The 25,600-nt window shown below is 52.7% G+C and carries 23 protein-coding genes; 13 read left to right on the top strand and 10 right to left on the bottom strand.

The annotated features are described in order from the left end of the window. The first annotated feature begins 47 nt into the window (after positions 1-47). From fdnG to fdnI, 3 genes are read left to right on the top strand one after another with little or no spacing between them, the layout of a single operon-like run. Positions 48-3,095: a formate dehydrogenase-N subunit alpha gene (gene fdnG, locus U869_RS0116220; protein ID WP_115650717.1), complete on the top strand. Its 3,048-nt coding sequence runs from the start codon at positions 48-50 to the stop codon at positions 3,093-3,095. A 12-nt stretch (positions 3,096-3,107) separates the two neighbouring features. Then, positions 3,108-4,001 (top strand): formate dehydrogenase subunit beta, encoded by an 894-nt coding sequence (gene fdxH / locus U869_RS0116215; protein ID WP_025121301.1) that lies wholly within the window; start codon positions 3,108-3,110, stop codon positions 3,999-4,001. Continuing rightward, positions 3,988-4,629 (top strand): formate dehydrogenase-N subunit gamma, encoded by a 642-nt coding sequence (gene fdnI / locus U869_RS0116210; RefSeq protein WP_025121300.1) that lies wholly within the window; start codon positions 3,988-3,990, stop codon positions 4,627-4,629. The genes fdxH and fdnI overlap by 14 nt, the downstream gene beginning before the upstream one ends. A gap of 333 nt (positions 4,630-4,962) precedes the next feature. Here fdnI and U869_RS0116205 read toward each other — a convergent pair whose 3' ends face one another. After that, on the bottom strand, positions 4,963-5,850 hold the full coding sequence (locus tag U869_RS0116205) for a LysR family transcriptional regulator (RefSeq protein ID WP_025121299.1): 888 nt from the start codon (positions 5,848-5,850) through the stop codon (positions 4,963-4,965). 110 nt (positions 5,851-5,960) lie between these two features. On the opposite strand from U869_RS0116205, the gene U869_RS0116200 reads away from it, so the two are divergent. Continuing rightward, entirely contained in the window at positions 5,961-7,040 is a 1,080-nt protein-coding gene (locus tag U869_RS0116200; RefSeq protein ID WP_025121298.1) for a linear amide C-N hydrolase, read from the top strand. 189 nt (positions 7,041-7,229) lie between these two features. After that, positions 7,230-8,414, top strand: a complete 1,185-nt coding sequence (locus U869_RS0116195) for a NupC/NupG family nucleoside CNT transporter (protein ID WP_025121297.1) — start codon at positions 7,230-7,232, stop codon at positions 8,412-8,414. Between the two features lie 45 nt (positions 8,415-8,459). On the opposite strand, the gene U869_RS0116190 is transcribed toward U869_RS0116195, so the two are convergent. Beyond that, positions 8,460-8,897, bottom strand: a complete 438-nt coding sequence (locus U869_RS0116190) for a DUF3574 domain-containing protein (protein WP_025121296.1) — start codon at positions 8,895-8,897, stop codon at positions 8,460-8,462. A gap of 231 nt (positions 8,898-9,128) precedes the next feature. Between U869_RS0116190 and U869_RS0116185 the strand changes: the two genes are divergently transcribed. After that, positions 9,129-9,746 (top strand): trimeric intracellular cation channel family protein, encoded by a 618-nt coding sequence (locus U869_RS0116185; RefSeq protein WP_025121295.1) that lies wholly within the window; start codon positions 9,129-9,131, stop codon positions 9,744-9,746. Here the strand turns inward: U869_RS0116185 and ligB are convergent. Next, positions 9,743-11,449 (bottom strand): NAD-dependent DNA ligase LigB, encoded by a 1,707-nt coding sequence (gene ligB / locus U869_RS0116180; protein WP_025121294.1) that lies wholly within the window; start codon positions 11,447-11,449, stop codon positions 9,743-9,745. The genes U869_RS0116185 and ligB overlap by 4 nt on opposite strands. 284 nt (positions 11,450-11,733) lie before the next feature. Between ligB and gmk the strand changes: the two genes are divergently transcribed. From gmk to recG, 5 genes are read left to right on the top strand one after another with little or no spacing between them, the layout of a single operon-like run. Next, positions 11,734-12,357: a guanylate kinase gene (gmk, locus tag U869_RS0116170; protein WP_025121293.1), complete on the top strand. Its 624-nt coding sequence runs from the start codon at positions 11,734-11,736 to the stop codon at positions 12,355-12,357. Positions 12,358-12,411: 54 nt separating this feature from the next. Continuing rightward, a complete protein-coding gene (gene rpoZ / locus U869_RS0116165; protein ID WP_024482945.1) occupies positions 12,412-12,687 on the top strand; it encodes a DNA-directed RNA polymerase subunit omega in 276 nt (91 codons plus the stop codon). 18 nt (positions 12,688-12,705) lie between these two features. Beyond that, positions 12,706-14,817 (top strand): bifunctional GTP diphosphokinase/guanosine-3',5'-bis pyrophosphate 3'-pyrophosphohydrolase, encoded by a 2,112-nt coding sequence (gene spoT, locus U869_RS0116160; RefSeq protein WP_025121292.1) that lies wholly within the window; start codon positions 12,706-12,708, stop codon positions 14,815-14,817. Positions 14,818-14,822: 5 nt separating this feature from the next. Further along, on the top strand, positions 14,823-15,521 hold the full coding sequence (gene trmH / locus U869_RS0116155) for a tRNA (guanosine(18)-2'-O)-methyltransferase TrmH (RefSeq protein WP_025121291.1): 699 nt from the start codon (positions 14,823-14,825) through the stop codon (positions 15,519-15,521). Then, the gene (gene recG / locus U869_RS0116150) at positions 15,518-17,599 is read left to right on the top strand and encodes an ATP-dependent DNA helicase RecG (RefSeq protein WP_025121290.1); all 2,082 of its coding nucleotides are present in this window, start codon (positions 15,518-15,520) and stop codon (positions 17,597-17,599) included. Before trmH ends, recG begins: the two co-directional genes overlap by 4 nt. A 40-nt stretch (positions 17,600-17,639) precedes the next feature. Here the strand turns inward: recG and gltS are convergent, their stop codons facing one another. Beyond that, positions 17,640-18,851 (bottom strand): sodium/glutamate symporter, encoded by a 1,212-nt coding sequence (gene gltS, locus U869_RS0116145; protein WP_025121289.1) that lies wholly within the window; start codon positions 18,849-18,851, stop codon positions 17,640-17,642. 237 nt (positions 18,852-19,088) lie between these two features. On the opposite strand from gltS, the gene U869_RS0116140 reads away from it, so the two are divergent. Continuing rightward, on the top strand, positions 19,089-20,483 hold the full coding sequence (locus U869_RS0116140; protein WP_025121288.1) for an NCS2 family protein: 1,395 nt from the start codon (positions 19,089-19,091) through the stop codon (positions 20,481-20,483). A gap of 138 nt (positions 20,484-20,621) precedes the next feature. Beyond that, on the top strand, positions 20,622-22,286 hold the full coding sequence (locus U869_RS0116135) for an AsmA family protein (RefSeq protein WP_025121287.1): 1,665 nt from the start codon (positions 20,622-20,624) through the stop codon (positions 22,284-22,286). Positions 22,287-22,368: 82 nt separating this feature from the next. Here the strand turns inward: U869_RS0116135 and U869_RS0116130 are convergent, their stop codons facing one another. From U869_RS0116130 to U869_RS0116095, 6 genes are all read right to left on the bottom strand, one after another. Further along, the gene (locus U869_RS0116130) at positions 22,369-22,749 is read right to left on the bottom strand and encodes a hypothetical protein (RefSeq protein WP_025121286.1); all 381 of its coding nucleotides are present in this window, start codon (positions 22,747-22,749) and stop codon (positions 22,369-22,371) included. 49 nt (positions 22,750-22,798) lie between these two features. Continuing rightward, positions 22,799-23,047, bottom strand: a complete 249-nt coding sequence (locus U869_RS0116125; protein WP_025121285.1) for a hypothetical protein — start codon at positions 23,045-23,047, stop codon at positions 22,799-22,801. A 35-nt stretch (positions 23,048-23,082) separates the two neighbouring features. Next, positions 23,083-23,340, bottom strand: a complete 258-nt coding sequence (locus tag U869_RS0116120; RefSeq protein WP_025121284.1) for a hypothetical protein — start codon at positions 23,338-23,340, stop codon at positions 23,083-23,085. A gap of 720 nt (positions 23,341-24,060) precedes the next feature. Continuing rightward, positions 24,061-24,342, bottom strand: coding sequence for a YrhB domain-containing protein (locus U869_RS0116110; RefSeq protein WP_025121282.1), 282 nt, complete (start codon positions 24,340-24,342; stop codon positions 24,061-24,063). 50 nt (positions 24,343-24,392) lie between these two features. Further along, positions 24,393-24,917 (bottom strand): hypothetical protein, encoded by a 525-nt coding sequence (locus U869_RS0116105; protein ID WP_025121281.1) that lies wholly within the window; start codon positions 24,915-24,917, stop codon positions 24,393-24,395. 351 nt (positions 24,918-25,268) lie between these two features. Beyond that, on the bottom strand, positions 25,269-25,600 hold a 332-nt coding region (locus tag U869_RS0116095), incomplete at its 5' end, for a hypothetical protein (RefSeq protein ID WP_025123988.1).

Raw genomic sequence — 25,600 nt, 5'->3', positions numbered from 1 at the left:
TTAGTTTGCCATGACTAAAAAACCACTGATAAGCATTAGGGAAAGCAATGGACGTCAATCGCAGACAGTTTTTTAAAATCTGCGCTGGCGGGATGGCTGGGACCACGGTGGCAGCATTAGGCTTCGCGCCCAAGGCTGCGTTAGCGGAAACGCGCAACTACAAATTATTGCGCGCCAAAGAAACCCGCAACACCTGTACCTACTGTTCCGTAGGCTGCGGTTTATTGATGTATAGCCTGGGCGATGGGGCGAAAAACGCCAAATCGACTATTTTCCATATCGAAGGCGACGCGGATCATCCAGTCAACCGCGGGGCTTTATGCCCGAAAGGCGCTGGCCTGCTGGATTATATTCACAGCGATAGCCGCCTGCGTTATCCGGAATATCGCGCACCGGGTTCAGACAAATGGCAACGCATCAGTTGGAATGATGCCTTCGATCGCATTGCCAGGCTGATGAAAGATGACCGGGATGCCAACTTCGAAGCCACCAACGCCGCTGGCGTAACGGTAAACCGTTGGCTCTCCACCGGGATATTATGTGCCTCTGCGGCCAGTAACGAAACCGGTATGCTGACACAAAAGTTTGTCCGATCACTGGGCATGCTGGCAGTTGATAACCAAGCGCGTGTCTGACACGGACCAACGGTAGCAAGTCTTGCTCCAACATTTGGTCGCGGTGCGATGACCAACCACTGGGTTGATATCAAAAACGCCAACGTTGTGATGGTGATGGGCGGCAACGCCGCTGAAGCGCATCCGGTGGGATTCCGCTGGGCGATGGAAGCCAAAAACAACAACGACGCCACGTTAATCGTCGTCGATCCCCGCTTTACACGTACCGCATCGGTTGCCGATATCTATGCACCGATCCGCTCCGGCACCGACATTACCTTCCTGTCGGGCGTCTTGCTGTACCTGATTTCCAACAACAAGATCAACGCCGAATACGTGAAGCATTACACCAACGCCAACCTGTTGGTCCGGGATGACTTTACCTTTGAAGACGGGCTGTTCAGCGGTTATGACGAAGGCAAACGCCAATACGACAAAACCACCTGGAACTACCAGTTTGGTGAAGACGGCTATGCCTTGCGTGACGATACACTCCAGCATCCGCGCTGCGTCTGGAACCTGCTGAAAACGCACGTCAGCCGCTACACCCCGGAAGTGGTGGAAAATATCTGCGGCACCCCACGGGCAGATTTTCTGAAGGTGTGTGAAGTCCTGGCTTCGACCAGTGCAGCAGACCGCACAACGACCTTCCTATACGCCTTGGGTTGGACACAGCACACGGTCGGCGCGCAGAACATCCGTACCATGGCGATGATCCAGTTGCTGCTAGGCAACATGGGGATGGCTGGCGGTGGCGTCAACGCCCTGCGTGGTCACTCCAACATTCAGGGGTTGACCGATATCGGCCTGCTGTCCACCAGCCTGCCGGGTTATCTGACGCTGCCTTCGGATAAGCAGACCGATCTGACCACCTATCTGACCGCCAATACGCCAAAGGCCACCTTACCGGGCCAGGTTAACTATTGGAGCAACTACCCGAAATTCTTCGTCAGCCTAATGAAATCGTTCTACGGTAACGATGCACAGAAAGAGAATAACTGGGGCTTTGATTGGTTGCCGAAGTGGGATCAGTCCTACGACGTGATGAAATACTTCCAGATGATGGATCAGAATAAGGTCAACGGCTACATCTGCCAGGGCTTTAACCCGGTCGCCTCGTTCCCAGATAAAAATCAGGTGGTTGCGTCATTGGCCAAGCTGAAGTATCTGGTGATCATCGATCCGCTGGTCACGGAAACCTCCAATTTCTGGCAAAACCACGGTGAGATGAACGATGTCGATACCGCGGCGATCCAGACCGAAGTATTCCGTCTACCATCAACCTGTTTTGCCGAAGAAGACGGTTCGATCGCCAACTCCGGCCGCTGGCTGCAATGGCACTGGAAAGGCGGCGATGCCCCAGGCGAAGCGATAACCGACGGCGAGATCCTGGCCGGTCTGTACCATCGCTTGCGCCAGATGTATGGCAGCGAAGGCGGTAAAGGTGTCGAGCCGTTACTGAAGATGAGCTGGCACTATGAACGGCCGGATCACCCTGAATCCGAGGAAGTGGCAAAAGACAGCAACGGCTACGCGCTGGAAGATCTGTATGACGCCAACGGCAACCTGCAAGCGAAAAAAGGCCAGTTGCTGGATTCCTTCGCGTTGCTGCGTGATGACGGCAGCACGGCTTCGGCCTGTTGGATCTATGCCGGCAGTTGGACCAGCAAGGGCAACCAGATGGCCAACCGTGATAACAGCGATCCGTCCGGTTTGGGCAACACGCTGGGTTGGGCCTGGGCATGGCCGCTGAACCGCCGCATTATCTACAACCGCGCCTCCGCCGACCCAATGGGTAAACCTTGGGATCCGCAACGCATGCTGATTGAATGGAACGGCAGCAAGTGGGTCGGGAATGATATTCCAGACTACAACACTGCAGCACCGGGCAGCGGCGTTGGGCCGTTTATCATGCAGCCGGAAGGTCTGGGCAGGCTGTTTGCCATCGACAAAATGGCCGAGGGGCCGTTCCCGGAACACTACGAGCCGTTTGAAACACCGCTGGGCACCAACCCACTGCATCCAAACGTGATCTCTAACCCGGCGGCCCGTCTCTATCCTTCCGACGCCAAACGCATGGGTGATAAATCCGAGTTCCCGTATGTCGGTACCACCTATCGTCTGACCGAGCATTTCCACACCTGGACCAAGCACGCGCGCCTTAACGCGATCATGCAACCGGAGCAGTTTGTGGAAATCAGTGAGCGCCTGGCGAAAGAGAAAGGGATTGAGCAAGGCGACACCGTCAAGGTCAGCAGCAAACGTGGCTTTATCAAGGCGAAAGCCGTGGTGACCCGCCGTCTGCAAACCCTGAAGGTGAACGGGCAGGATGTCGACACCATCGGTATTCCACTGCACTGGGGCTTTGAGGGGGCGACGCGCAAAGGCTATCTGGCCAACACCCTGACGCCGTTTGTTGGCGATGCCAACTCGCAAACGCCGGAGTACAAGGCGTTTCTGGTTAACGTGGAAAAGGTGTAAGGAGCTGAATTTATGTCCATGCAATCACAAGACATTATCAAACGTTCGGCCACCAACACCCTGACTCCGCCGCCGCAGGCGCGTGATTATAAGGTCGAGGTCGCCAAGCTGATCGACGTTTCCACCTGCATCGGTTGCAAGGCTTGTCAGGTGGCCTGTTCCGAATGGAATGACATTCGCGACGAGGTGGGCCACTGCGTCGGGGTTTATGACAACCCTGCCGATCTGAGTGCCAAATCCTGGACGCTGATGCGTTTCTCGGAAGTGGAGCAGAATGGCAAGCTGGAATGGCTGATCCGCAAGGATGGCTGTATGCACTGCGCGGATCCGGGTTGCCTGAAGGCCTGCCCGTCTGCCGGGGCAATTATCCAATATGCCAACGGCATCGTGGATTTTCAGTCGGAACACTGCATCGGCTGTGGCTACTGCATCAGCGGCTGTCCGTTCAACATCCCACGGCTGAACCCGCAAGACAACCGGGCGTACAAATGTACCCTGTGCGTGGATCGCGTCAGCGTGGGTCAGGAACCAGCCTGTGTGAAAACCTGTCCGACGGGCGCTATCCACTTTGGCACCAAAGCAGAAATGCTGGACGTGGCACAGGAGCGCGTTGAAAAGCTGAAGAAACGCGGCTTTGACCAGGCAGGCGTGTACAACCCGCAAGGCGTTGGCGGCACCCACGTGATGTACGTACTGCACCATGCCGATAACCCCGAGCTGTATCACAATTTGCCGAAGGACCCGCATATCGATCTGTCGATCGGGTTGTGGAAAAGCGTGCTCAAGCCGTTATCTGTGGCAGGCTTCATCGCCACCTTTGCTGGCTTGATTTACCACTACATCGGTATCGGACCAAACAAAGAAGTCGATGATGAAGACGAGGACGACCATCATGAGCCAAAGTAAAATGATTGTTCGCACCAAGTTTATCGACCGGGCCTGTCACTGGACGGTGGTTATCTGCTTCTTCCTGGTGTCGCTGTCTGGCATTGCGTTGTTCTTCCCTACGCTGCAATGGCTGACCGAAACCTTTGGTACGCCGCAGATGGGTCGCATCCTGCATCCTTTCTTTGGCGTGCTGATCTTTATCGCGCTGATGTTTATGTTCTTCCGTTTTGTGAAACATAACATCCCCGAGAAAGAGGACTTGCCATGGATCAAGGGTATCGTGGAAGTGCTGAAGGGCAATGAGCATAAGGTCGCTGACGTTGGCAAATATAATGCCGGTCAGAAGATGATGTTCTGGAGCATCATGAGCATGATTTTCGTGCTGTTGATCACCGGCATTATCATTTGGCGCCCTTATTTTGCCCATAACTTCCCGATCCCGGTGATCCGTTATGCGCTGTTGATCCATGCCGCATCGGCGATCGTGCTGATCCACGCCATCCTGATCCATATGTATATGGCGTTCTGGGTGAAAGGCTCGATCAAAGGCATGATTGAAGGCAAGGTCAGCCGCCGCTGGGCGAAGAAACATCACCCACGCTGGTACCGTAAGGTCGAGGCTGAGGAACAGAAAGACGAGCAGTAATGCCCCTCACCCTAACCCTCTCCCAAAGGGCTGAGGAATCCCCAGAAAAATCGAGGCGAGAAATAGGCTGTTTTTCACACAGAAACGGGATGAAAAACAGCCTTAAGCAGGCGAGAAGAGGTCGTTCGTAATTCTCTCACTGCAAATTTACGAACAAAATGGTACAGATTGTTCGTGAAACACTCGTTCTAATTCTCTGAAACCACTAACAAAAAATTAGTGGGGATTCCTCAGCCCAAAGGGAGAGGGGACCTAACGTGCTACGCGAATGACCTTCTGCACCTGACCGCAGCTCTGGATTAGCCCTACGCCAAATGAAGGGCTAATATTTTCTCAAGCCACCACCGAACCATCAAATATCTGCTGCATGCTTTCGATCAGCTGCAACAATTCGCTATTGGCTCCGGGCTTCCATAACGCCACCATCGGATGCATCAGCCCTTGCTTCCCTAATTCCGTTTCGAGCCGACTAACCTGCGGCACATGCTGCATTTGCAGATGCGTTGGCAAAAAAGCCCATCCTAGACCGGCGGTTAGCAACGATTGCAGCAAAGCCGGTTCACTAACGACCTGAATGCGATCGGCGATTTGCAGACGTTTCGCCATCGGCTCAGGCAGGTGGCTAAAGGGAATAAGCTGCGTGCTGGATGCCAGAGACAGCAAAGTCACCGGACTGCCAGCGGGGAAAAAACCCTCGCGGGCATAGACGGCCAGCTCGATAGCGCCCAACGCCCGCCATTTGAATTTTTCACCGATCGAGCGGTTTATCGCCTGATAAACGCCAATATCTGCCACATCGTCTGCCAACGCCTGTTCGCCCTCACCACGCTCCATCATCAGCAAATCAAGCTGAATACCGCGCTGGCTCAGAAACACTGCCAGTTCAGTTAAAAAGGGGCGCGGAGTGAAAGGGTCATAGCACAACGTCAGTTTCTGCCGCACCTGCTGCGGAATATGCTGAGCCAGTAGGTTGAAGGCTTCGGCCTCCTGCATAAACAGCCGCGCTTGCCGGTAAAGGCGCTGACCTGCCTCGGTCAGTTGCAGCGGGCGGGTGCTGCGATCAAACAGCGAATAGCCAAGATCCAATTCCAGGTTTTCGATCAGCTCAGCGATCGTGGTGCGATCCTTCCCCAAGCGTTTGGCCGCCAGGGTCAGATTGCCGGTTTCACAGACGCTGGCAAAAGCCTCAATCTGCGCCAATGAAAAGCGTATTTTTGCCATCTGTCCTCCCGTAGCGTTACGGGGGTTTTCCCCCCGGTCACCCACTCTACGATATTCCTTCGCAGGCTTACCATTATTTCGTTCACCTCATTCTGGTAAGGAAAAACATCATGAAGAAACTCACTCATAGCGTATCGGCTCTACTGGTGGGCGCCGCACTCAGCGCTAGCCTGGCCACCGGAGCACAAGCCTGCACCCGCGCCTTTATGAATATGTACCCAGGCTATATGGTCAGCGCCCGTAATCTGGATTTCTTCGGGCCGGTCGATCCCTCGCTGGTGATCACCCCACGGGGTATTGCGCATAACGGCGGCGATGCCAAGAACGCTGCCCAGTGGCAAACCCAATATGGCAGCGTCGTGGTTTACGCCGATGGCGTGTTCCCGATGGACGGCATGAATGAAAAGGGGCTGGCGGGCCATACGCTGTTTTATATGAATGGCAGCCAAATACAGCAGGACAATCAGGACAAACCGGTGCTCGAAAGCCGCGCCTGGTTGAGCTATATCCTGGATAACTACGCCACCGTTGATGAAGCGGTTAAAGCCATCCGCAGTGACGTGCGCCTGGCCGCGGCTCATATGCCTATCGATTATGCTTCAGATACCAAACACATCACGATCGAAGACGTTAGCGGCGATTCGGCCATCATCGAGATCGATAACGGCAAAGTGCATATCTACCACGATAAAAATTATCGGGTGATGACCAATCCCCCTTCCTACGACCAGCAACTCAAGAATCTGGCCAAGTATCAAAATGCCAAGCGCAGCGAGATCCCTGGTGGGCTGGAAGCGGATGAGCGCCTGGTGCGCGCCAGCTATGACTTGAAAAATCTGCCACAGCCGGACAATAAAAATCAGGCACAGGGCTTTATCTTGTCGGTGATTAATAACGTGGCTTACCCAATCGGCTCACCAGCTGAGCCAAGCGAGCAAAAGGTGACCGATATGTATGCCAAGTACAGCAAGCGCCCGGATCAGAATAAAGGCATCGGGACCTACTGGACGGCCATTTCAGATCTGAGCCATGCGGAGTACCACTTCAAATCGGCCTTTGCAGCCTCGCAGGTTTGGGTTCCTCTGCATGAGATCAACTTCAGCCAAGGGCAACCGGTGCGTAAGATCGATCATCTTAACGACTACGCCCAACAGGGTTGGGAAGGCAACGTGCTGGCTCAGGCTAAATAACGCTTAACCCCCTATTTTTATAGGGGTAATGTCACGATCAAACACTGCCAGCCGTCGATGGCTGGCAACAATCTGAACGCATAATTCCCGGCAAAAGTATTTTGTTCCGATTACGTGCAGGGTAATGAAAGGTGCCGCCCGCTGTGGCTAAATAGCGTTTTCCTAGCCCGTATGCCGTTCGGATTGTTTATGTCGCAAATTTTGCAATTTATTTTAGCCCTGGTGGTGATTGTCGTTCTCGCCTTATTGGTCAGCAATGACCGCCAGAAAATTCGCCCACGTTATATTATTCAGCTGCTGGTGATTGAAGCCGCACTGGCCTATTTCTTCCTCCATTCCGCCATTGGTTTAGGCGCTATCAAGCACGTGGCCGATTTCTTTACCACCTTGCTGGCCTTCGCTGCACAAGGTTCCGACTTTGTGTTCGGTGGCATGAGCAGCCAGGGGCTGGCCTTTATCTTCCTCGGTGTGTTATGCCCGATAATTTTTATCTCTGCGCTGATCGGTATTTTGCAGCATTTCCGTATTCTGCCGTGGGTGATCCGCATCGTAGGCACCTTGTTATCGAAAGTGAACGGCATGGGCAAACTGGAGTCTTTCAACGCCGTCAGCACGCTGGTGCTCGGCCAGTCGGAAAACTTTATTGCCTATAAGGGCATCATTGCGGATATCTCCCCACGCCGGATGTACACCATGGCAGCCACTGCAATGTCGACAGTATCGATGTCGATCGTGGGTGCCTATATGGCGATGATCGATGCTCAATACGTGGTAGCCGCGCTAATCCTTAACATGTTCAGCACCTTTATCATTCTCTCGATCATCAACCCCTATCAGGTGGACGACGAGCCGGAACTCAAGCTGAATAAACTGCATGAGCAGCAAAGCTTCTTTGAAATGCTGGGGGAATATATCCTGGCTGGCTTCAAGATTGCGATGATCATTGCCGCCATGTTGATCGGCTTTATCGCCCTGATCGCCGCCGTAAACGCCATTTTTGCCGCCATTTTTGGCATCAGCTTCCAGCAGATCCTGGGTTACGTGTTTTACCCGCTGGCCTGGCTGATCGGCATTCCGGCTCATGATGCGCTGCGGGCTGGCAGCATCATGGCCACCAAGCTGGTCGCCAATGAGTTTGTGGCAATGATTGAACTGAAAAAAATCGCGGCAGAGCTGTCCCCACGCGGTTTGGGTATCCTCTCGGTGTTCCTGGTGTCATTCGCCAACTTTGCTTCTATCGGGATTGTTGCCGGTGCCATCAAGGGGTTGAACGAACGCCAGGGTAATGTGGTTTCCCGCTTCGGCCTTAAGCTGGTTTACGGCTCCACGCTGGTCAGCCTGCTTTCGGCAGCGGTTGCCGGGCTGGTGTTGTAAAACAATACCCCCGGCCTGTTGCAGTTGCGGCCAGCCGGGGATCGATTAAAACGCGACGCACACCGGCGTATCGACACGCATCACTGAGTCTTGGGCAAACTGTTGCTTATAGCGGGTGCGCAGCACCTCGATGTTTTGCTCGCTCGCTGCGTCAGGGCCATGGATCAACATCAGCGCTTTACTGTTTTCCCGCGCCAGCTTGCCATCGTTCCCCAACCATTGCCCTTTGGCATCAAACACCGATAGACCCTCTTTAAAACGTGGGGTGACCTGTTGATCGACAAAGGCCTGCCACTCTGCCGCCGTAATCACCGGCCCGGCCGGGCGATTCAGCCCAAAATAGAGCGTGGTTTGGGTCATTGGGTCACCGGTGCTGCACAGGGTCGCCGGTTTCAACGGAGAAGCCTTTTGCACTGGTGCTACACAACCGCTCAACAGTAAGCTTATGGCGACGACTGCCGCCAATATCGGGGTGTTTTTCATCTCGCTTCTCTATTCCTTAAATAATCATCGACAGAAACCAACAACAAATTTCTAATGCTTTATAAAATTCACAAGTAACGCTAGATACTAGCAGCAAGCACAAATTACCTATTTTGCATTAGATAAAGTAATTCGAAAGCAACACCAACAAAAAAACTCAGTGGTGAGACCCCACCAGGCTGGTTACCCTTCGGCGTTGACATTCTTGCCCCCCGACCCTGTGAATCCCCTATGTTACTGAGCATTCTTTATATCATCGGCATCACCGCAGAAGCCATGACCGGCGCGTTAGCCGCAGGCCGCCGCCAGATGGATTTGTTTGGCGTGATTTTTATCGCTTCTGCTACCGCCATTGGCGGTGGTTCTGTGCGAGATATGCTGCTTGGACACTTTCCGCTGAGCTGGGTAAAACACCCTGAGTATATTGTTATCATAGCCATAGCGGCAATTATCACCACCTGGATGGCCCCGCTGATGCGCCACCTGCGCCACCTGTTCCTGGTGTTGGACGCGATTGGGCTGATCGTTTTCTCGATCATTGGTGCGCAGGTGGCTCTGGATATGGGCCATGCCCCATTGATTGCAGCCATTGCTGCCGTGATCACCGGCGTATTCGGCGGTGTGCTGCGCGATATGTTCTGCAACCGCATCCCACTGGTTTTCCAGAAGGAAATCTATGCGGGTATCGCCTTCGCCGCCGCCTGGCTGTATATCGGCCTGCAACACCTTAGCTTGCCGCACAACATGGTGATCATCATCACCCTGGTCGCTGGCCTTAGTGCCCGCCTGCTTGCGCTGCGTTTTCGCCTTGGCTTGCCGGTCTTTAACTATCAGCACCCCGATCATTAACCCGGTGGAGCGTCTTGCTCAGGTGCCACGGCAAAGCCGCTGATATCGTGCTGCTGTAAGACGGTAACCAGCGCAAGAAAGGCAGGATGCCGCAAAAATTCCTGCACTCTTCTGGCCTTTTGCGCACCAATGCCAGCAAGTTCCTGCCATTGTGCGGACGTCATCCGCTGTAGCTGCGGCCAATCTTGCAGCGTGGCCAACTGCAATGGCGAAAGTGGCACTCCAAGCGCGATCGGCCAGCGCTCAAAAGGTTGCTGCTGCGCCAGACGAAATTGACGATAGAGGGCTTGCGCACGCTTGGCTCCCAGACTTGGCACCCCGCTCAGCTGTTCGGGCGTTAGCTCCAACCAATCCAACAGGTTATTCACCAATCCCTGATCGATCAGCGCCTGCCAACCGGCTTTATTCAGCCCGGTGATATTCAGCCCATCGCGACTACTCAGCCATACCAGCCGCGCCAGAAACTGCTGACGACACCCGGGTTGCAAGGTAAAGCAGCTCAGTTCATGATAATCAGCCGGTTTTGGCGCAATGGGTGAAGCCCTTGCAACCGCCCGCCAGACCACCTGTTTCAGATGCGGAATACCATGCCCCATCAGACTGATCGCAATATGATCACCAGGCACGATATCCCATTTTTGCCACAGCGCCAGCGAGCCCACGTTAACCCGCCGGATCCATTTATCATCCATACGTACTGGCTCCAGACGGAGCACCACGGCAATTTTGCCAGTGCGGCCGATGGCAAACTCAACATCCGTGACTCTGGCCACCTGCTGAGCTGGAGGGTATTTCCAGGCGACTGCCCAGTCATTAGGTTTGGCCTGCCAATAGCGCCCTTGCGGTTCCCGACCTTGGTGGATAACCACGCCATCGGTGACAAAGGGTAAAGCGCCGCTGTACCAGGCTGCCCGCCAGTTCTCCACTTCTGCCAGTGTGGTGACCGGTTTTGAATATTGCTGCGGCAGCACAAACCCCATCTGGGCAAGCTGTTGCAAGCGTTCGTCCATGGTGGGTGGGCCATCGGGCCACGCCCAGACGAATAGCCCTAGCCGCTCAAGTTGCGTGGTAGATGAATTACGCATCAGCATCCCGGCCACCTTGGAACGGGCGTTGATACCACCTTGAGCTTGCTGATGATGATCGTTCACCATCAGAAACAGCTCCCCTTGTAGCACCAGATTGGCCGTGGCCCCCGGTAAAACGTTGGGAATAGCGGGAATTGCCTTAACCTTTTCCAGCCAGTTCTCCCCTTTCTGCCCATCTCCCCGACTGATGGCGCTCACCAATACGCCCTTCCGGTAGACCAGCGTTACCGCTACGCCATCTACCTTGGGTTGCACCCACAGATCGCTTCGGTCCTGCATCCATTGTTCGACGGCACCGCGATTGGGCAGCTTACGCAATCCCGTCTGCATCACCGGATGCCGCACTTTGCCCGCAGGCAAGGTCCGTACAGCCTCTTCCTGCGCGCCGACACAAAGCCGCCAATCTTGCAGTTGCTGCAATAGGCCGTCGTAAACTTCATCGTCGATCGGGCTGTTCCCCAGGCGATAATAAGCCTCGTCCCAGCGCGCCAACTGAGTATCCAGCGCCGTAATTTCCAACCGTAATCGCTCTGGCGACCACTCTGGGCAGCCCCCAGCCCATGCCGAGCTACACAGCAATCCCACCACCAGCGTCCGGTAAATACCTCGCCACATTGAGCACCTCCTTGCTATCCCGCAGTTAATACCTCATCGCCGGCTCTGACGAGCAGCAAAAACCACAGGTGCGAAACGCTTCCCAAAAGGAATACGTATTTGCTGAAAACGGCAAAAATTTCCGGATACTCAGCGCAAATTGACTTTTTCACGCTGTTTTTAGCAAAAAGCGGCGGCCAAAATGCGAGCTAACGCTGCATACCGCCCGTTAGCCGTGTATACTGTGCGGAGAATTTACACATCCGCTGTAACCGACTTATCAACCGCTAGCAACGAACATCATCATGGCTCAAGGCACGCTTTATATTGTCTCTGCCCCAAGTGGCGCAGGGAAATCAAGTCTGATTCAGGCTTTGTTAAAGACGCAACCACTGTACGACACGCAGGTTTCGGTTTCACACACCACGCGCGATAGCCGCCCGGGTGAAAATCACGGCGAGCACTACTTTTTCGTCTCCAAAGACGAATTTCGCCGTATGATTGAGCAGGATGCGTTTCTTGAGCACGCAGAAGTGTTCGGCAACTATTACGGCACGTCCCGCGCGGCCATCGAGCAAGTTCTGTCGACCGGCGTTGACGTCTTCCTGGATATCGACTGGCAGGGCGCACAGCAGATCCGCGCCAAAATGCCCCAGGCGCGCAGCATCTTTATCCTGCCGCCGTCGAAGGAAGAGCTTGGCCGCCGCCTGCGTGGCCGTGGGCAAGATGCAGACGACGTGATCGCCCGGCGCATGGCGCAGGCCGTTGCGGAAATGGCGCATTTTGCCGAGTACGATTATTTAATCGTGAATGACGATTTTGATCTGGCGTTGTCCGATCTGAAGACCATTATTCGCGCCGAACGCTTGCGTTTGGGCCGTCAAATGCTGCGGCATGATGCTTTAATCAGCAAACTATTGGCAGACTGAAGACAGTTTCAGTATTATGCCCAGTCTTTTCGTCACCTGTGGAGTAGCACAAATATGGCACGCGTAACTGTTCAAGACGCTGTAGAGAAAATTGGTAACCGTTTTGACCTGGTGTTGGTCGCTGCTCGTCGGGCACGTCAGATCCAGACCGGTGGTAAGGATGCACTGGTACCTGAAGAGAATGATAAGTACACCGTTATCGCTCTGCGTGAAATCGAAGAAGGCCTGATCAACAGCCAGATCCTCGATGTTCGTGAGCGCCAGGAGCAGCAAGAGCAGGAAGCCGCAGAGATCCAGGCGGTTACCGCGATTGCTGAAGGTCGTCGTTAATTAGACTGTGAGTCTGCCTTGTACCTGTTTGAAAGCCTGAATCTGCTGATTCAACGTTACTTGCCTGAGGAGCAGATTAAGCGCCTCAAACAGGCATACCTCGTCGCACGTGATGCTCACGAGGGACAGACACGCTCCAGTGGTGAGCCCTACATTACTCACCCGGTTGCCGTGGCCTGTATTCTGGCGGAAATGCGTCTCGATCATGAGACGCTGATGGCAGCCCTGCTGCACGACGTCATCGAAGACACCCCGGCCACCTATCAGGATATGGAACAACTGTTTGGCAAAAGCGTTGCCGAACTGGTTGAGGGCGTATCCAAGCTAGACAAACTGAAATTCCAGGATAAGAAAGAAGCGCAGGCGGAAAACTTCCGCAAGATGATCATGGCGATGGTGCAGGATATCCGCGTCGTACTGATCAAGCTGGCCGATCGCACCCACAATATGCGAACGCTCGGCTCGTTGCGCCCTGACAAACGGCGGCGCATCGCCCGTGAAACCCTGGAAATCTATAGCCCATTGGCCCACCGCCTGGGTATTCATCATCTGAAAACCGAGCTGGAAGAGCTGGGTTTTGAAGCGCTTTACCCGAACCGCTACCGCGTGATCAAAGAAGTGGTGAAAGCCGCGCGTGGTAACCGTAAGGAGATGATCCAGAAAATCCTCTCCGAGATCGAAGGGCGTCTGACCGAAGCCGGTATCCCCTGCCGGGTCAGCGGGCGGGAAAAGCACCTCTACTCCATCTACTGCAAGATGCACCTGAAAGAACAGCGCTTCCATTCCATCATGGATATTTACGCGTTCCGGGTGATCGTCAAAGAAGTGGATACCTGTTACCGGGTTTTGGGCCAGGCACATAGCCTGTACAAGCCGCGCCCGGGCCGGGTCAAAGACTATATCGCCATTCCCAAGGCCAACGGCTATCAATCGTTGCATACCTCACTGATCGGCCCGCACGGCGTGCCGGTTGAGGTGCAGATCCGTACCGAAGATATGGATCAGATGGCCGAGATGGGGGTCGCCGCGCACTGGGCCTATAAAGAGAAGGAACAGGGCGAGACCGGCACCACCGCACAAATCCGCGCTCAGCGCTGGATGCAGAGCCTGCTGGAGCTGCAACAAAGCGCCGGTAGCTCGTTTGAATTTATTGAAAGCGTCAAATCCGACCTGTTCCCAGATGAGATTTACGTGTTCACCCCGGAAGGCCGCATTGTCGAACTGCCTGCCGGTGCCACACCGGTCGATTTTGCCTACGCCGTGCATACCGATATCGGCCACGCCTGCGTTGGCGCACGTGTCGATCGCCAGCCGCATCCGCTGTCACAAGCATTAGCCAGTGGCCAGACGGTAGAGATCATCACCGCTCCGGGTGCCCGGCCAAATGCCGCCTGGCTGAACTTTGTGGTGAGCTCCAAAGCACGCGCCAAGATCCGCCAGATGTTGAAAAACCTCAAGCGCGACGATTCCGTCAGCCTGGGCCGCCGCCTGCTCAACCACGCGCTCGGGGGCAGCCGCAAACTTTCGGAAGTGCCACCAGAGAATATCCAGCATGAGCTGGATCGCATGAAGCTGGCCACGCTGGACGATCTGCTGGCAGAAATCGGCCTTGGTAACGCCATGAGCGTAGTAGTCGCGAAGAACCTGCAGGGCGATCAGTCCAGCCTGGGCTCCTCAAACGGCGTGCGCAACCTGGCCATCAAAGGCGCCGATGGCGTGCTGATCACCTTTGCCAAGTGCTGCCGCCCAATTCCAGGCGACCCGATTATTGCCCACGTCAGCCCGGGCAAAGGCCTGGTGGTTCACCATGAGTCCTGTCGTAATATCCGTGGCTATCAGAAAGAGCCAGAGAAATTCATGGCGGTCGAATGGGATATGGAAACCGAGCAGGAGTTCATTGCGGAAATCAAAGTGGACATGTTCAACCATCAGGGTGCGTTGGCCAACCTCACGGCGGCGATCAATGCAGCCGAATCGAATATTCAAAGCCTGAATACCGAAGAGAAAGATGGCCGGGTCTACAGCGCCTTTATTCGCCTGACCACCCGCGATCGCATCCACCTGGCAAATATTATGCGTAAGATCCGTATCATGCCGGATGTGATTAAAGTTAACCGTAACCGAAACTAGCGCCTATGAGCCCCGAACGCTATGCGCGGATTTGTGAAATGCTGGCCACCCGGCAGCCCGATCTGACGGTCTGCCTGGAACAGGTTCACAAACCGCATAACGTCTCCGCGATTATCCGTACCGCCGATGCCGTCGGCGTGCATCAGGTGCATGCCGTGTGGCCATCCCCGCGGATGCGCACCCTGGTCTCCTCCGCTGCGGGCAGCAACAGCTGGGTGAGCGTCAAAACTCACCCCTCCATCGCCGATGCGGTCACACATCTGAAAGGTCAGGGGATGCAAATCCTGGCAACTCACCTTTCTGCCCGCGCCGTCGATTTTCGCGAAATAGACTATACCCGCCCCACCTGCATTCTACTGGGGCAGGAAAAAACCGGCATCACCGAAGAGGCACTGGCCCTGGCCGATCAGGATATTATCATTCCGATGATCGGTATGGTGCAGTCGCTGAACGTGTCCGTGGCTGCGGCACTGATCCTGTATGAGGCCCAGCGCCAGCGGCAAAACGCTGGCATGTACCGCCGCGATCACAGTGCCTTGGACGCAGAGGAGCAACAACGCCTGCTGTTTGAAGGTGGCTATCCGGTATTGGCCAACGTGGCCAAACGCAAAAGATTGCCACGCCCGCAGATTGACGAACAAGGCCAGGTGGTTGCCGATGCCGAATGGTGGGCTGCCATGCAGGCCACGACGGTACGCCGATGAAAGGCCGCCTGCTGGATGCCGTTCCACTCACCACACTTTCCGGGGTTGGAGCCAGCCAGGCGGGGAAATTGGCCAAAATCGGCCTGAATACCATCCAGGATCTGCTGCTACACCTCCCCCTGCGTTACGAAGACCGTACCCGCCTTTATCTCATTAACGATCTGTTACCGGGCATTTTTGCCACGGTAGAAGGCGAAGTGCTGCGCAGCGATATCAGCTTTGGCCGCCGCCGCATGCTTACCTGCCAGATCAGTGACGGTACCGGCATCCTGACCATGCGCTTCTTCAACTTCAACGCGGCGATGAAGAACAGCCTGGCGACAGGCCGCCACGTCACGGCCTATGGTGAAGTCAAACGCGGGACCCACGGCGCGGAAATCATCCACCCGGAATACCGTGTCCAAGGTGAAAACAGCGAAGTCGAGTTGCAGGAAGCCCTGACGCCGGTGTATCCCACCACCGAAGGGATCCGCCAGGCTACGCTGCGCAAGTTGACCGATCAGGCGCTGGAGTTACTGGATACCTGTGCGATTGCCGAACTACTGCCGCCGGAGTTAAGCGGCGGTTTGATGAGTTTGCCGCAAGCGCTGCATACGTTGCATCGCCCGCCACCGGATATCCAACTGGTCGATTTGGAGCAGGGTAAGCACCCGGCACAAAAACGCCTGATCCTCGAAGAACTGTTGGCGCATAACCTCAGCATGTTGGCCGTTCGCGCCGGTGCACAAAGCTACCGGGCATTATCGTTAACGCCTGACGATCGGCTGAAAACTCGCTTCCTGGCCCAGCTCCCCTTCTCGCCTACCGGTGCGCAAACGCGGGTGGTGGCAGATATTGAAGCGGATCTGCAAAAAGGTTTCCCGATGATGCGCCTGGTTCAGGGCGACGTCGGCTCAGGTAAAACCCTGGTTGCGGCCTTGGCCGCGTTACGGGTCATTGCGCACGGCAAACAGGTGGCGCTGATGGCCCCTACCGAATTGCTTGCCGAACAGCACGCCAATAACTTCCGCCAGTGGTTTGAACCCTTAGGTATTGAAGTGGGTTGGTTGGCCGGCAAGCAAAAAGGTAAAGCGCGCCTCGCTCAGCAAGAAGCCATTGCCAGCGGCCAGGTATCGATGGTGGTAGGAACACACGCCATTTTCCAGGAGCAGGTGCAGTTTAATGGCCTGGCGCTGGTGATCATCGATGAACAACACCGCTTTGGCGTCCACCAGCGGCTGGCGTTGTGGGAGAAAGGGGAAGAACAAGGGTTCCATGCTCATCAGTTGATCATGACCGCTACGCCAATCCCACGCACGCTGGCGATGACCGCCTACGCAGATTTAGACACCTCGGTGATCGATGAATTGCCTCCTGGCCGTACGCCAGTGACAACGGTAGCGATCCCTGATACGCGCCGGGCCGATATCATCCAGCGGGTAAAAAGCGCCTGTATCGAAGAAGGCCGCCAGGCGTATTGGGTCTGCACGTTGATCGAAGAGTCTGATTTGTTGGAAGCCCAGGCAGCGGAAGCCACCTGGGAAGAATTGAAGATTGCGCTGCCAGAACTGAAGGTGGCGCTGGTGCATGGCCGCATGAAATCCGCTGAGAAACAGGCGGTGATGCAGGCCTTCAAACAGGGCGAGTTACAGCTGCTGGTAGCTACTACGGTGATTGAAGTGGGCGTTGATGTACCGAACGCCAGCCTGATGATTATCGAAAACCCTGAGCGTCTTGGTTTGGCTCAGTTGCACCAGCTGCGTGGCCGGGTTGGCCGTGGCGCGATCGCTTCGCATTGCGTGCTGCTGTATAAAACCCCGCTCAGTAAAACCGCCCAAAAACGCCTGCAGGTGCTGCGCGACAGTAACGACGGCTTTGTGATTGCCCAGCAAGATCTGGAGATCCGTGGGCCGGGTGAGCTATTGGGGACGCGCCAAACCGGCAGTGCAGAGTTTAAAGTGGCCGATCTGATGCGCGATCAGGCCATGATCCCGGAAGTCCAGCGCGTAGCTCGCCATATCCACCAGCAGTATCCTCAGCATGCCCATGCCTTGATTGAGCGCTGGCTGCCAGAAACCGCTCGCTACTCCAACGCCTAATCAATCTGCCCCTCTTTATCTGCAAGAGGGGCGTTATCAATTAGCCGATCGCCGGGAACACCGGCAGCATCAGGTAAAGCTTAATCACGATAGCGTTGGCGATATCGATAAAGAACGCACCCACCATCGGCACCACCAAGAATGCCAGATGTGAAGGGCCGAAACGATCGGTGATCGCCTGCATGTTGGCGATAGCCGTTGGCGTTGCCCCCATACCAAAACCGCAGTGACCCGCAGCCAGCACCGCTGCATCGTAGTTTTTACCCATCACGCGATAAGTCACGAAGATGGCGTACAGCGCCATGACCAGCGTTTGTACTGCCAGGATCGCCAACATCGGCAGGGCCAGCGAAGCCAACTCCCACAGGCGCAGGCTCATCAACGCCATCGCCAGGAACAGCGACAGGCTCACGTTGCCCAATACGGAGACCGCCCGCTCAAACACCTGGTAGAAGCCCGTTGCCGACAGGGTGTTGCTGAGGATCACGCCGACAAACAGCACGCAGACAAAGGTCGGCAGCTCAAAGGCCGTACCATTCAATAACCCGGCAATAAGGTTACCCAGGCTCAGGCAGATGGCGATCATGGCGATGGTTTCGATCATCACCAGTGAGGTGATCAGACGGCCACTTTCCGGCTTCTCAAAGCCGCTCGGCTGCACGCTGTCATCAGGTGTACCTTCCGGTGTTGAAGAGTGTTTCACCAGATAGCGGGCTACTGGGCCACCAATCAACCCGCCCAACACCAGACCAAAGGTGGCGCAGGCCATGGCCACTTCGGTGGCATTCTCAAAGCCGTAGCGTTCGATGAATACCTTGCTCCAGGCCGCCCCGGTGCCATGCCCACCAGATAGCGTAATCGAGCCGGCAATCAGCCCCATTAACGGATCCAGGCCCAGCATTTTCGCCATGCCAATACCGATGGCGTTCTGTACCAGCAGCAGGCCCAGCACCACAAACAGGAATACCAGCAGCGCTTTACCCCCGGCCCGCAAACGTGCCAGGTTGGCATTCAGGCCGATGGTGGCAAAGAAGGCCAGCATCAACGGGTCTTTCAGCGACATATCAAAGCCGATTTCCCAGTTCACCGTTTTCTTCAGTACTAATAATAGGACCGCTACCAGTAGACCACCGGCAACGGGGGCAGGAATAGTATATTTTCTCAGCAGAGGAATGGAGCGCACGCATTTGCCCCCGAGCAGCAGAACCAGCGTGGCGGCAACTAATGTGCCGTAAGTATCGAGATGAAACATCTAGCTACTCCGTGTAGTAATAAAATCCAATAAATTAATAAGTTATAAAATTTACTCAGTTTTTTAACTCGATGAAGGGTGGATTAAAAGTAAAAACGGCTAATAACACAAGAAAAAATGAACGAAAATGCGACATTCATGAGGTTGGTAGCGCGAAAAATATTAATGCGCAACCGTTTGCTTTTGTGAGGCAGATCATTAAAATGCCTTCTTTGCCGCCTTTGGGAATGCCACACCATGTCCAGTCAAACCGCCGAGCTCGATGCCGCGCAAAAAGCATCAGCCCCCGTTGTGCACAATAGCGAACTGATTTACCGCCTGGAAGATCGCCCGCCGCTGCCGCAGACCCTGTTTGCCGCCGGCCAGCATCTGCTGGCAATGTTTGTTGCCGTGATCACCCCGGCCCTGCTGATCTGCCAGGCGCTTGGCCTGCCTGCACAGGATACGCAACACATTATTAGCATGTCGCTGTTCGCTTCCGGTCTGGCCTCGATCCTGCAAATCAAAACCTGGGGTCCGGTGGGTTCTGGCCTGCTGTCTATTCAGGGCACCAGCTTCAACTTTGTCTCACCGCTGATTATGGGTGGGCTGGCGCTGAAAAACGGCGGCGCAGATGTCCCCACCATGATGGCCGCGCTATTTGGTACCTTAATGGTCGCCTCCTGCACCGAAATCCTGCTGTCACGCGTGTTGCACCTGGCGCGCCGAATCATTACCCCGCTGGTATCCGGCATTGTGGTGATGATTATCGGCCTGTCGCTGATTCAGGTCGGGCTGACCTCTATCGGTGGCGGCTATGCGGCGATGAGCGATCACACCTTCGGCTCCCCCAAAAATCTGCTGTTGGCAGGGGCGGTGCTGGTGGTGATTATTCTGCTTAACCGCCAACGTAACCCTTACCTGCGCGTCGCTTCGTTGGTGATCGCCATGGCCGTGGGTTATCTGCTGGCCTGGGCCATGGACATGCTGCCGGCAACCGAGCCGTCCACCCAAACCACCATCATCAACATTCCAACACCGCTGTACTACGGCCTGGGCTTCGATTGGAACCTGTTGCTGCCGCTGATGCTGATCTTTATGGTCACTTCGCTGGAAACTATCGGCGATATCACCGCCACCTCCGACGTTTCTGAACAACCGGTCAGCGGCCCACTGTATATGAAGCGCCTGAAAGGCGGCGTACTGGCCAACGGCCTGAACTCGATGCTGTCGGCAGTCTTCAACACCTTCCCGAACTCCTGTTTTGGCCAGAACAACGGGGTGATCCAACTGACTGGCGTTGCCAGCCGCTACGTCGGCTTTGTGGTGGCGCTGATGCTGATCGTGCTGGGGTTATTCCCGGCCGTTGCCGGTTTTGTGCAGCATATTCCTGAACCGGTGCTGGGCGGCGCGACGCTCGTGATGTTTGGTACCATTGCGGCCTCCGGCGTGCGCATCGTTTCCCGCGAGACGTTAAACCGCCGTGCCATCATGATCATGGCGCTGTCGCTGGCCGTCGGCATGGGGGTTTCCCAACAGCCGCTGATCTTGCAGTTTGCACCGGACTGGATTAAAACCCTGCTGTCTTCCGGTATCGCAGCCGGTGGGATCACCGCCATTGTGCTGAACCTGGTGTTCCCACAAGAAAAATAACTATCCCGCAGCAAACCAACGGCCATTGGCAAACCGCTACTGGCCGTTTTTTTATTGTCTTTCAGGCTATTGCCCTTGAGCTGACGGGCTAATTGCGGCATAAACAGGGTATCTTTTTTGACCGCTACGGATCCGCTGATGAAATTTATCGGAAAACTATTGCTCACATTGTTACTGCTGATGGTGCTGGCCATTGTGCTGCTCTACGTAGTGGGGCAAACCCGCTGGGCTGCTGGCTGGTTGAGTCAATGGGTCAGCGATCGTGGTAGTTATCAGTTGTCGGTGGGAAAAATATCGCATTCGTGGAGCAAACCAGGGCAGATCGGCCTGGAGGACGTCACGCTCGCCCGCAACAACCAGCCACAACTGCTGGCGGCCAAGCAGGTTGATATGGCATTCAGCCTGCGGCAAATCACCGAACCACGCCATTTTGACAGCATCACGCTGCGCGATGGCAGCCTGAACGTTCAGCCTTTGCAAGGCGCGCCGCTCCCCATACAGGCCGATGTGCTGCAACTGAGCAATATGGCGCTGCAATCCAACGATAATAGCTGGCAGCTTAACGCACAGAAGGTCAATGCCGGGATCAACCCGTGGCAGCCTACCGCTGGCCATTTGCTCGGGGATAACAATCAATTCCAGTTCAGCGCTGGCTCGATGATCGTCAACGGCATCCCTGCCTCACAGGTGCTGATCCAGGGTGAAATCAAACAAAACCAGCTGATTTTGAGCGACTTTGGTGCCGATCTGGCACAGGGCGATCTGACGGGAGTCGCCAGCCGGGCCGCCGATGGCAGCTGGTTGGTTGAACGCTTGCGGCTAAGCAACGTCCGCCTGCAAGTGCCATTGACGCTGGAGCAATTCTGGAGCCACTTCACGGCGCTGCCACCCATTACGGTGAAACGCTTGGATCTGATTAACGCTCGCCTGGAGGGGAACGACTGGGCGGCCAACGATCTCGATCTGTCGATGCAAAATATCACCTTCCAGCAAGGGGATTGGAGCAGCCAGGATGGCGCAATCAACTTCACCGCCGACGATCTGATCAACGGCAACTTCCATCTTATCGACCCCATCATGGATATACAGCTCTCCCCGGCCGGAATTGCGATTAGCCAATTCACCACCCGCTGGGAAGGTGGGTTACTGCGTACCACCGGCAACTGGCTGCGTGCCAACAAACGCCTACAACTCGACGAGGTGGTGGTCTCCGCGCTGGAGTACACGTTACCCATCAACTGGCGTGAACTCTGGTTACAGCCGCTGCCAAGTTGGCTGGCAGAGGTTTACGTTGGCAAGATGAGCACCAACCGTAATCTGATCATCGATATCAACCCGGATTTCCCCTTCCAGCTCACTTCGCTGGATGGCTATGGCAACAACCTGCTGTTAGCCAGTGACCATCAGTGGGGGATTTGGTCCGGCTCGCTGAAACTCAATGCTGGCGGGGCTACCTTTAACAAGATCGACGTACGCCGCCCTTCGCTGGCGTTGGATGCCGATACACAGCAAATCAACGTTACCGAGCTGAGCGCCTTCATGCCCGATGGCCTGCTGGATGCCAAGGCCAACATCAGCCAACTGCCCGGCAAGCCGTTCACGCTGTCCCTTAACGGACGCTCGGTGCCGTTGAATACCTTGCAGCAATGGGGTTGGCAGCATGTGCCGCTAGAGGGTGACGGTAATTTGCAGTTGCAGTTGAAGGGGCTGCTCAATGGTGATGGGCCGTTTAAGGCGTCATTGCAGGGGCAGTTGCAGGCTACCAGTAAGGATGGACAGACGCTGGAGCAGCAGGTGCCGTGACTGATAGTGGACTCTGAATCACTGCCGCACCCGGAATCATCCGCTTGCGGCAGCAAGAGATTGGGGTATTTATAAATTTCTGTTAACTACTAATGGATATTGATGGGGTAATAGAAGCTAAAATATCTATAACATCATCTACAGTCGAGAGCATATAATGAACCATTCCATCGTGTACATTACCGTTTTGCTCATTAAACCACTCTAAATACTTAGAATTTTCTACAATGTAAAACCCCGTGCGCATCTCCCCATTCTGCTCTTGCTGCATTTTCAATAGGTCACCTTCATCAGTCAATCGGAAAGAATAAATCCAATCGAACAACACTTTAACTTTATTACCTTCTTCACTATCCCCAGAAGACAAAATCAGTTCAAGGGAGCCAGAAGAATATCTAAAATCCACTAGCTGACTATTCTGTAGAGACTCCACAACGCTAAATTCGACCAGTTTTTCTGTCATATATGATTACTCCATATATACATAGTTGGCAAGGATCTATCAATCATGGTCAGATATTCTTATACCGTTCAGGTAGATATTCTGGTCTTTCAATAATCTTTATCAACCGAAGAAGTTCATCTTTATAAAAAGATAGTCCTTCCTTATCGGCACATCCGGTTATTTTATAAATTTCCTCATCTGAACAATGAGACAGTACAAAATCAATACAACCCTCGTACACCATCAATTCACCTTCAGAAGCCCTCAAATCAAATAAAGTCACACTGGCTATGCACTCTTTTTGTAATAGATCCATTCCATCACCATTTAATAAAAACAAAACTCTTAACGTCAATCCAAACTCTTATACCTATCTGGCATATATTTCTTATGTTCCATAGACTTCATCAATCCCAGAAGGTCAGCTAAAAAATAGGATAGCTCTTCTTTACTTGAACACTCGGTTAACTGATCTACTTGTTCATCTGAGCAATGTTTTAAAACATAGTTTAAGCAGTCTGAAAAAACAACAACTTCAGACTCAGAGAGGCGAACATCAAACAAAGTGACATTTCCCTCTGGAATGTAATCAACTCTGAGAACATCCATAGTTATCACCTTATATAGTCATTAAAATTTTAATATAGTATATCACTGTCAGGCCGTCTCAATCGATCATCATTTAAGCCACTCCCTGGGACTTTCACTTAGCTAAAGGCTCCAACTTAAGAAGATGGCCTTTCGCCCTCTCAATAAGATGTAATAGTTCATCGCAATTGAACTTAAGAACACCATTATCATTGGGATAGATAGTAATGCTCACGGATTTTCTATCTTTAGATAATGAGACCTCTCCCCACTGAACTCTATTCAATGATAATTCAGCATATAAGTCATTCCTATTCATTGAACTGCCTATGCTATACTCTAGCATTATCCCCCCTCATTATTTCATTGGAAAATCATTAAATAAATCAAATCAATACATCACCATTATGATATTGTTCCACTCTGCTTTTTAATAGAGCAAGCTCCTAGCGATTTAAAATCGAATTTGCTTTATACATATAAGATACGAACTATCAAAAATTTTATCATATTTTGACTTTATTATATTAATTTTATCATCAAAAAGACTAACATCCAGTTTGGTATAACCAAATATATCTATTGGCATTTATATTAACTCACTAAATTCTGATTACCTGACTAGGTTGCAACTCGATAACTGGTCGATTATTAAACGAAACCTATATACTTCGATCGCAGCGCCGGGAAGATGGAGCTTTAAGGACTTAGACGCAAAGTTTCCGCACAGTTGCCGGGATCTCACTGGCTCCGATTATTTTTCTTTTCTTCATACTCTTGTAGATATTCCCTCAACGGTTGCGCTGTCCCTAACAAATAAATATCTCCATTATCTTTATCTATTATAAATGGAGCATTCCCTGCAAGCTGAGCTGATGAATCACCAGTTTCAATATACTCTCTAGATTCAAAACAAAAGAACCAGCCCTCTGAAAAACGCCCCTGAGACGTTATAACTACAGGAAACTCAGTATCACTTAAATATTCGCTTGCCTTTTTTACTGCGTCTTCAAAAGTAATCATTAACTTGTCCTCAAGATCTTAAGATTCGAATTTACTGAGTTTCACAGTTTCTAGGCTGAGTAATTGACTTGGATCAAGCAATAAGATTTAACAAAATTTTTATATTCTTCATCCAGGTGATAAAACTCAGCATCACGTTCATCTTTAACTTCTTCATATCTGTTTTTCAATTTTTTAAACAATCCCTCCGGTATCAAATGAGCTTCAGGGTCATTCTTTGCATAATAAAAATAAGAAAATGCTTCTTTTAGGATAGGGATTGATAAAACCCCGCTATTTTCACTCAAGTAGTTAAAAACATATCCCCACTCTGACTCTGATAATAACAGTCTAGACATGCAGCATGATTTAAAGAAGTCATTACATATAACTTCAGACTCGATGATTCTTTTGTAATAATTCTCAACCAAAACTCTATTGAGAGATGATAAATCTCTTAAATATTCTTCGGCCTGATCTGCATTCTCATCAAATGAGTCACAATTGATATAATAAGGATCAATATAACCATATTTCAGATATGATTCCAAACCATCAACCAACTGTTTCTCTGATTTAGTATCTTTACTTTTCATTCAATTAAAATCCCCTATACGATATACACTATTGATAACCGTTTAGTTCCATCTTGAACATACTTGCTATAACCAGTTTAATTTATTAAAACGGTGGAAATAAAAAACTCTTATTATCACTATAAGCCCGGTCGATCATTGTAGCCAAAGATAACAAGCAATCATGCAAATATTTCTCAGATAATTCATCTTTCATCAAATCATCAACCTTCTGACGAAGATCAGTAAGCTGCCCATCACTAAAAATCTCCATACCACAACTGCATAACTCAAGTAGCAATGAATATTTATGGCGAACATTTCTAATTAATCGGCACGCTATTCATCTGACCATGCTTAAATGATAATGGCTCAAACATCAATATCTGCCCCTTTTAAAACTGATATGACATGTTGTGTTAAATTTTTAAGATCGTCATATGCTAATTGGCCAAATTCTGGTTCATATTTAGCCATGTATTTTTCAACTGGTAGTTTGTAAATCTTTATCGCTTTATTTTTCATTTCATGAACATGTTTAGGATAAATAACTCTATTTATGCCATGACCATATTCTTTCTTCTGACTATCCATCACCCACTGAAGCTTTCCTTTATAAGAATCAATAGCTTTCTGTAAAAGCTCAATAATATTTTGATCTTCATTATTGAACCTGAAGCTTGTGGCTGGTGGCTGGTGGCTGG

This window comes from Serratia sp. H1w (assembly GCF_000633355.1).
Classification (GTDB): Bacteria; Pseudomonadota; Gammaproteobacteria; order Enterobacterales; family Enterobacteriaceae; genus Chania.
The sequence above is the reverse complement of the archived record's forward strand: the minus strand, read 5'-3'. Positions and strand labels throughout refer to the sequence as shown.

Bases quoted from the DNA above. Each gene is read 5' to 3' on its own strand.
- U869_RS0116190 (WP_025121296.1), bottom strand. From the start codon at position 8,897: ATGAAAAACACCCCGATATTGGCGGCAGTCGTCGCCATAAGCTTACTG.
- rpoZ (WP_024482945.1), top strand. From the start codon at position 12,412: ATGGCACGCGTAACTGTTCAAGACGCTGTAGAGAAAATTGGTAACCGT.
- recG (WP_025121290.1), top strand. From the start codon at position 15,518: ATGAAAGGCCGCCTGCTGGATGCCGTTCCACTCACCACACTTTCCGGG.
- fdnI (WP_025121300.1), top strand. From the start codon at position 3,988: ATGAGCCAAAGTAAAATGATTGTTCGCACCAAGTTTATCGACCGGGCC.
- U869_RS0116110 (WP_025121282.1), bottom strand. From the start codon at position 24,342: ATGATTACTTTTGAAGACGCAGTAAAAAAGGCAAGCGAATATTTAAGT.
- trmH (WP_025121291.1), top strand. From the start codon at position 14,823: ATGAGCCCCGAACGCTATGCGCGGATTTGTGAAATGCTGGCCACCCGG.
- gmk (WP_025121293.1), top strand. From the start codon at position 11,734: ATGGCTCAAGGCACGCTTTATATTGTCTCTGCCCCAAGTGGCGCAGGG.
- U869_RS0116200 (WP_025121298.1), top strand. From the start codon at position 5,961: ATGAAGAAACTCACTCATAGCGTATCGGCTCTACTGGTGGGCGCCGCA.
- U869_RS0116130 (WP_025121286.1), bottom strand. From the start codon at position 22,749: ATGACAGAAAAACTGGTCGAATTTAGCGTTGTGGAGTCTCTACAGAAT.
- gltS (WP_025121289.1), bottom strand. From the start codon at position 18,851: ATGTTTCATCTCGATACTTACGGCACATTAGTTGCCGCCACGCTGGTT.
- U869_RS0116105 (WP_025121281.1), bottom strand. From the start codon at position 24,917: ATGAAAAGTAAAGATACTAAATCAGAGAAACAGTTGGTTGATGGTTTG.
- U869_RS0116135 (WP_025121287.1), top strand. From the start codon at position 20,622: ATGAAATTTATCGGAAAACTATTGCTCACATTGTTACTGCTGATGGTG.
- U869_RS0116120 (WP_025121284.1), bottom strand. From the start codon at position 23,340: ATGGATGTTCTCAGAGTTGATTACATTCCAGAGGGAAATGTCACTTTG.
- U869_RS0116195 (WP_025121297.1), top strand. From the start codon at position 7,230: ATGTCGCAAATTTTGCAATTTATTTTAGCCCTGGTGGTGATTGTCGTT.
- ligB (WP_025121294.1), bottom strand. From the start codon at position 11,449: ATGTGGCGAGGTATTTACCGGACGCTGGTGGTGGGATTGCTGTGTAGC.
- U869_RS0116140 (WP_025121288.1), top strand. From the start codon at position 19,089: ATGTCCAGTCAAACCGCCGAGCTCGATGCCGCGCAAAAAGCATCAGCC.
- U869_RS0116185 (WP_025121295.1), top strand. From the start codon at position 9,129: ATGTTACTGAGCATTCTTTATATCATCGGCATCACCGCAGAAGCCATG.
- U869_RS0116125 (WP_025121285.1), bottom strand. From the start codon at position 23,047: ATGGATCTATTACAAAAAGAGTGCATAGCCAGTGTGACTTTATTTGAT.
- fdxH (WP_025121301.1), top strand. From the start codon at position 3,108: ATGTCCATGCAATCACAAGACATTATCAAACGTTCGGCCACCAACACC.
- U869_RS0116205 (WP_025121299.1), bottom strand. From the start codon at position 5,850: ATGGCAAAAATACGCTTTTCATTGGCGCAGATTGAGGCTTTTGCCAGC.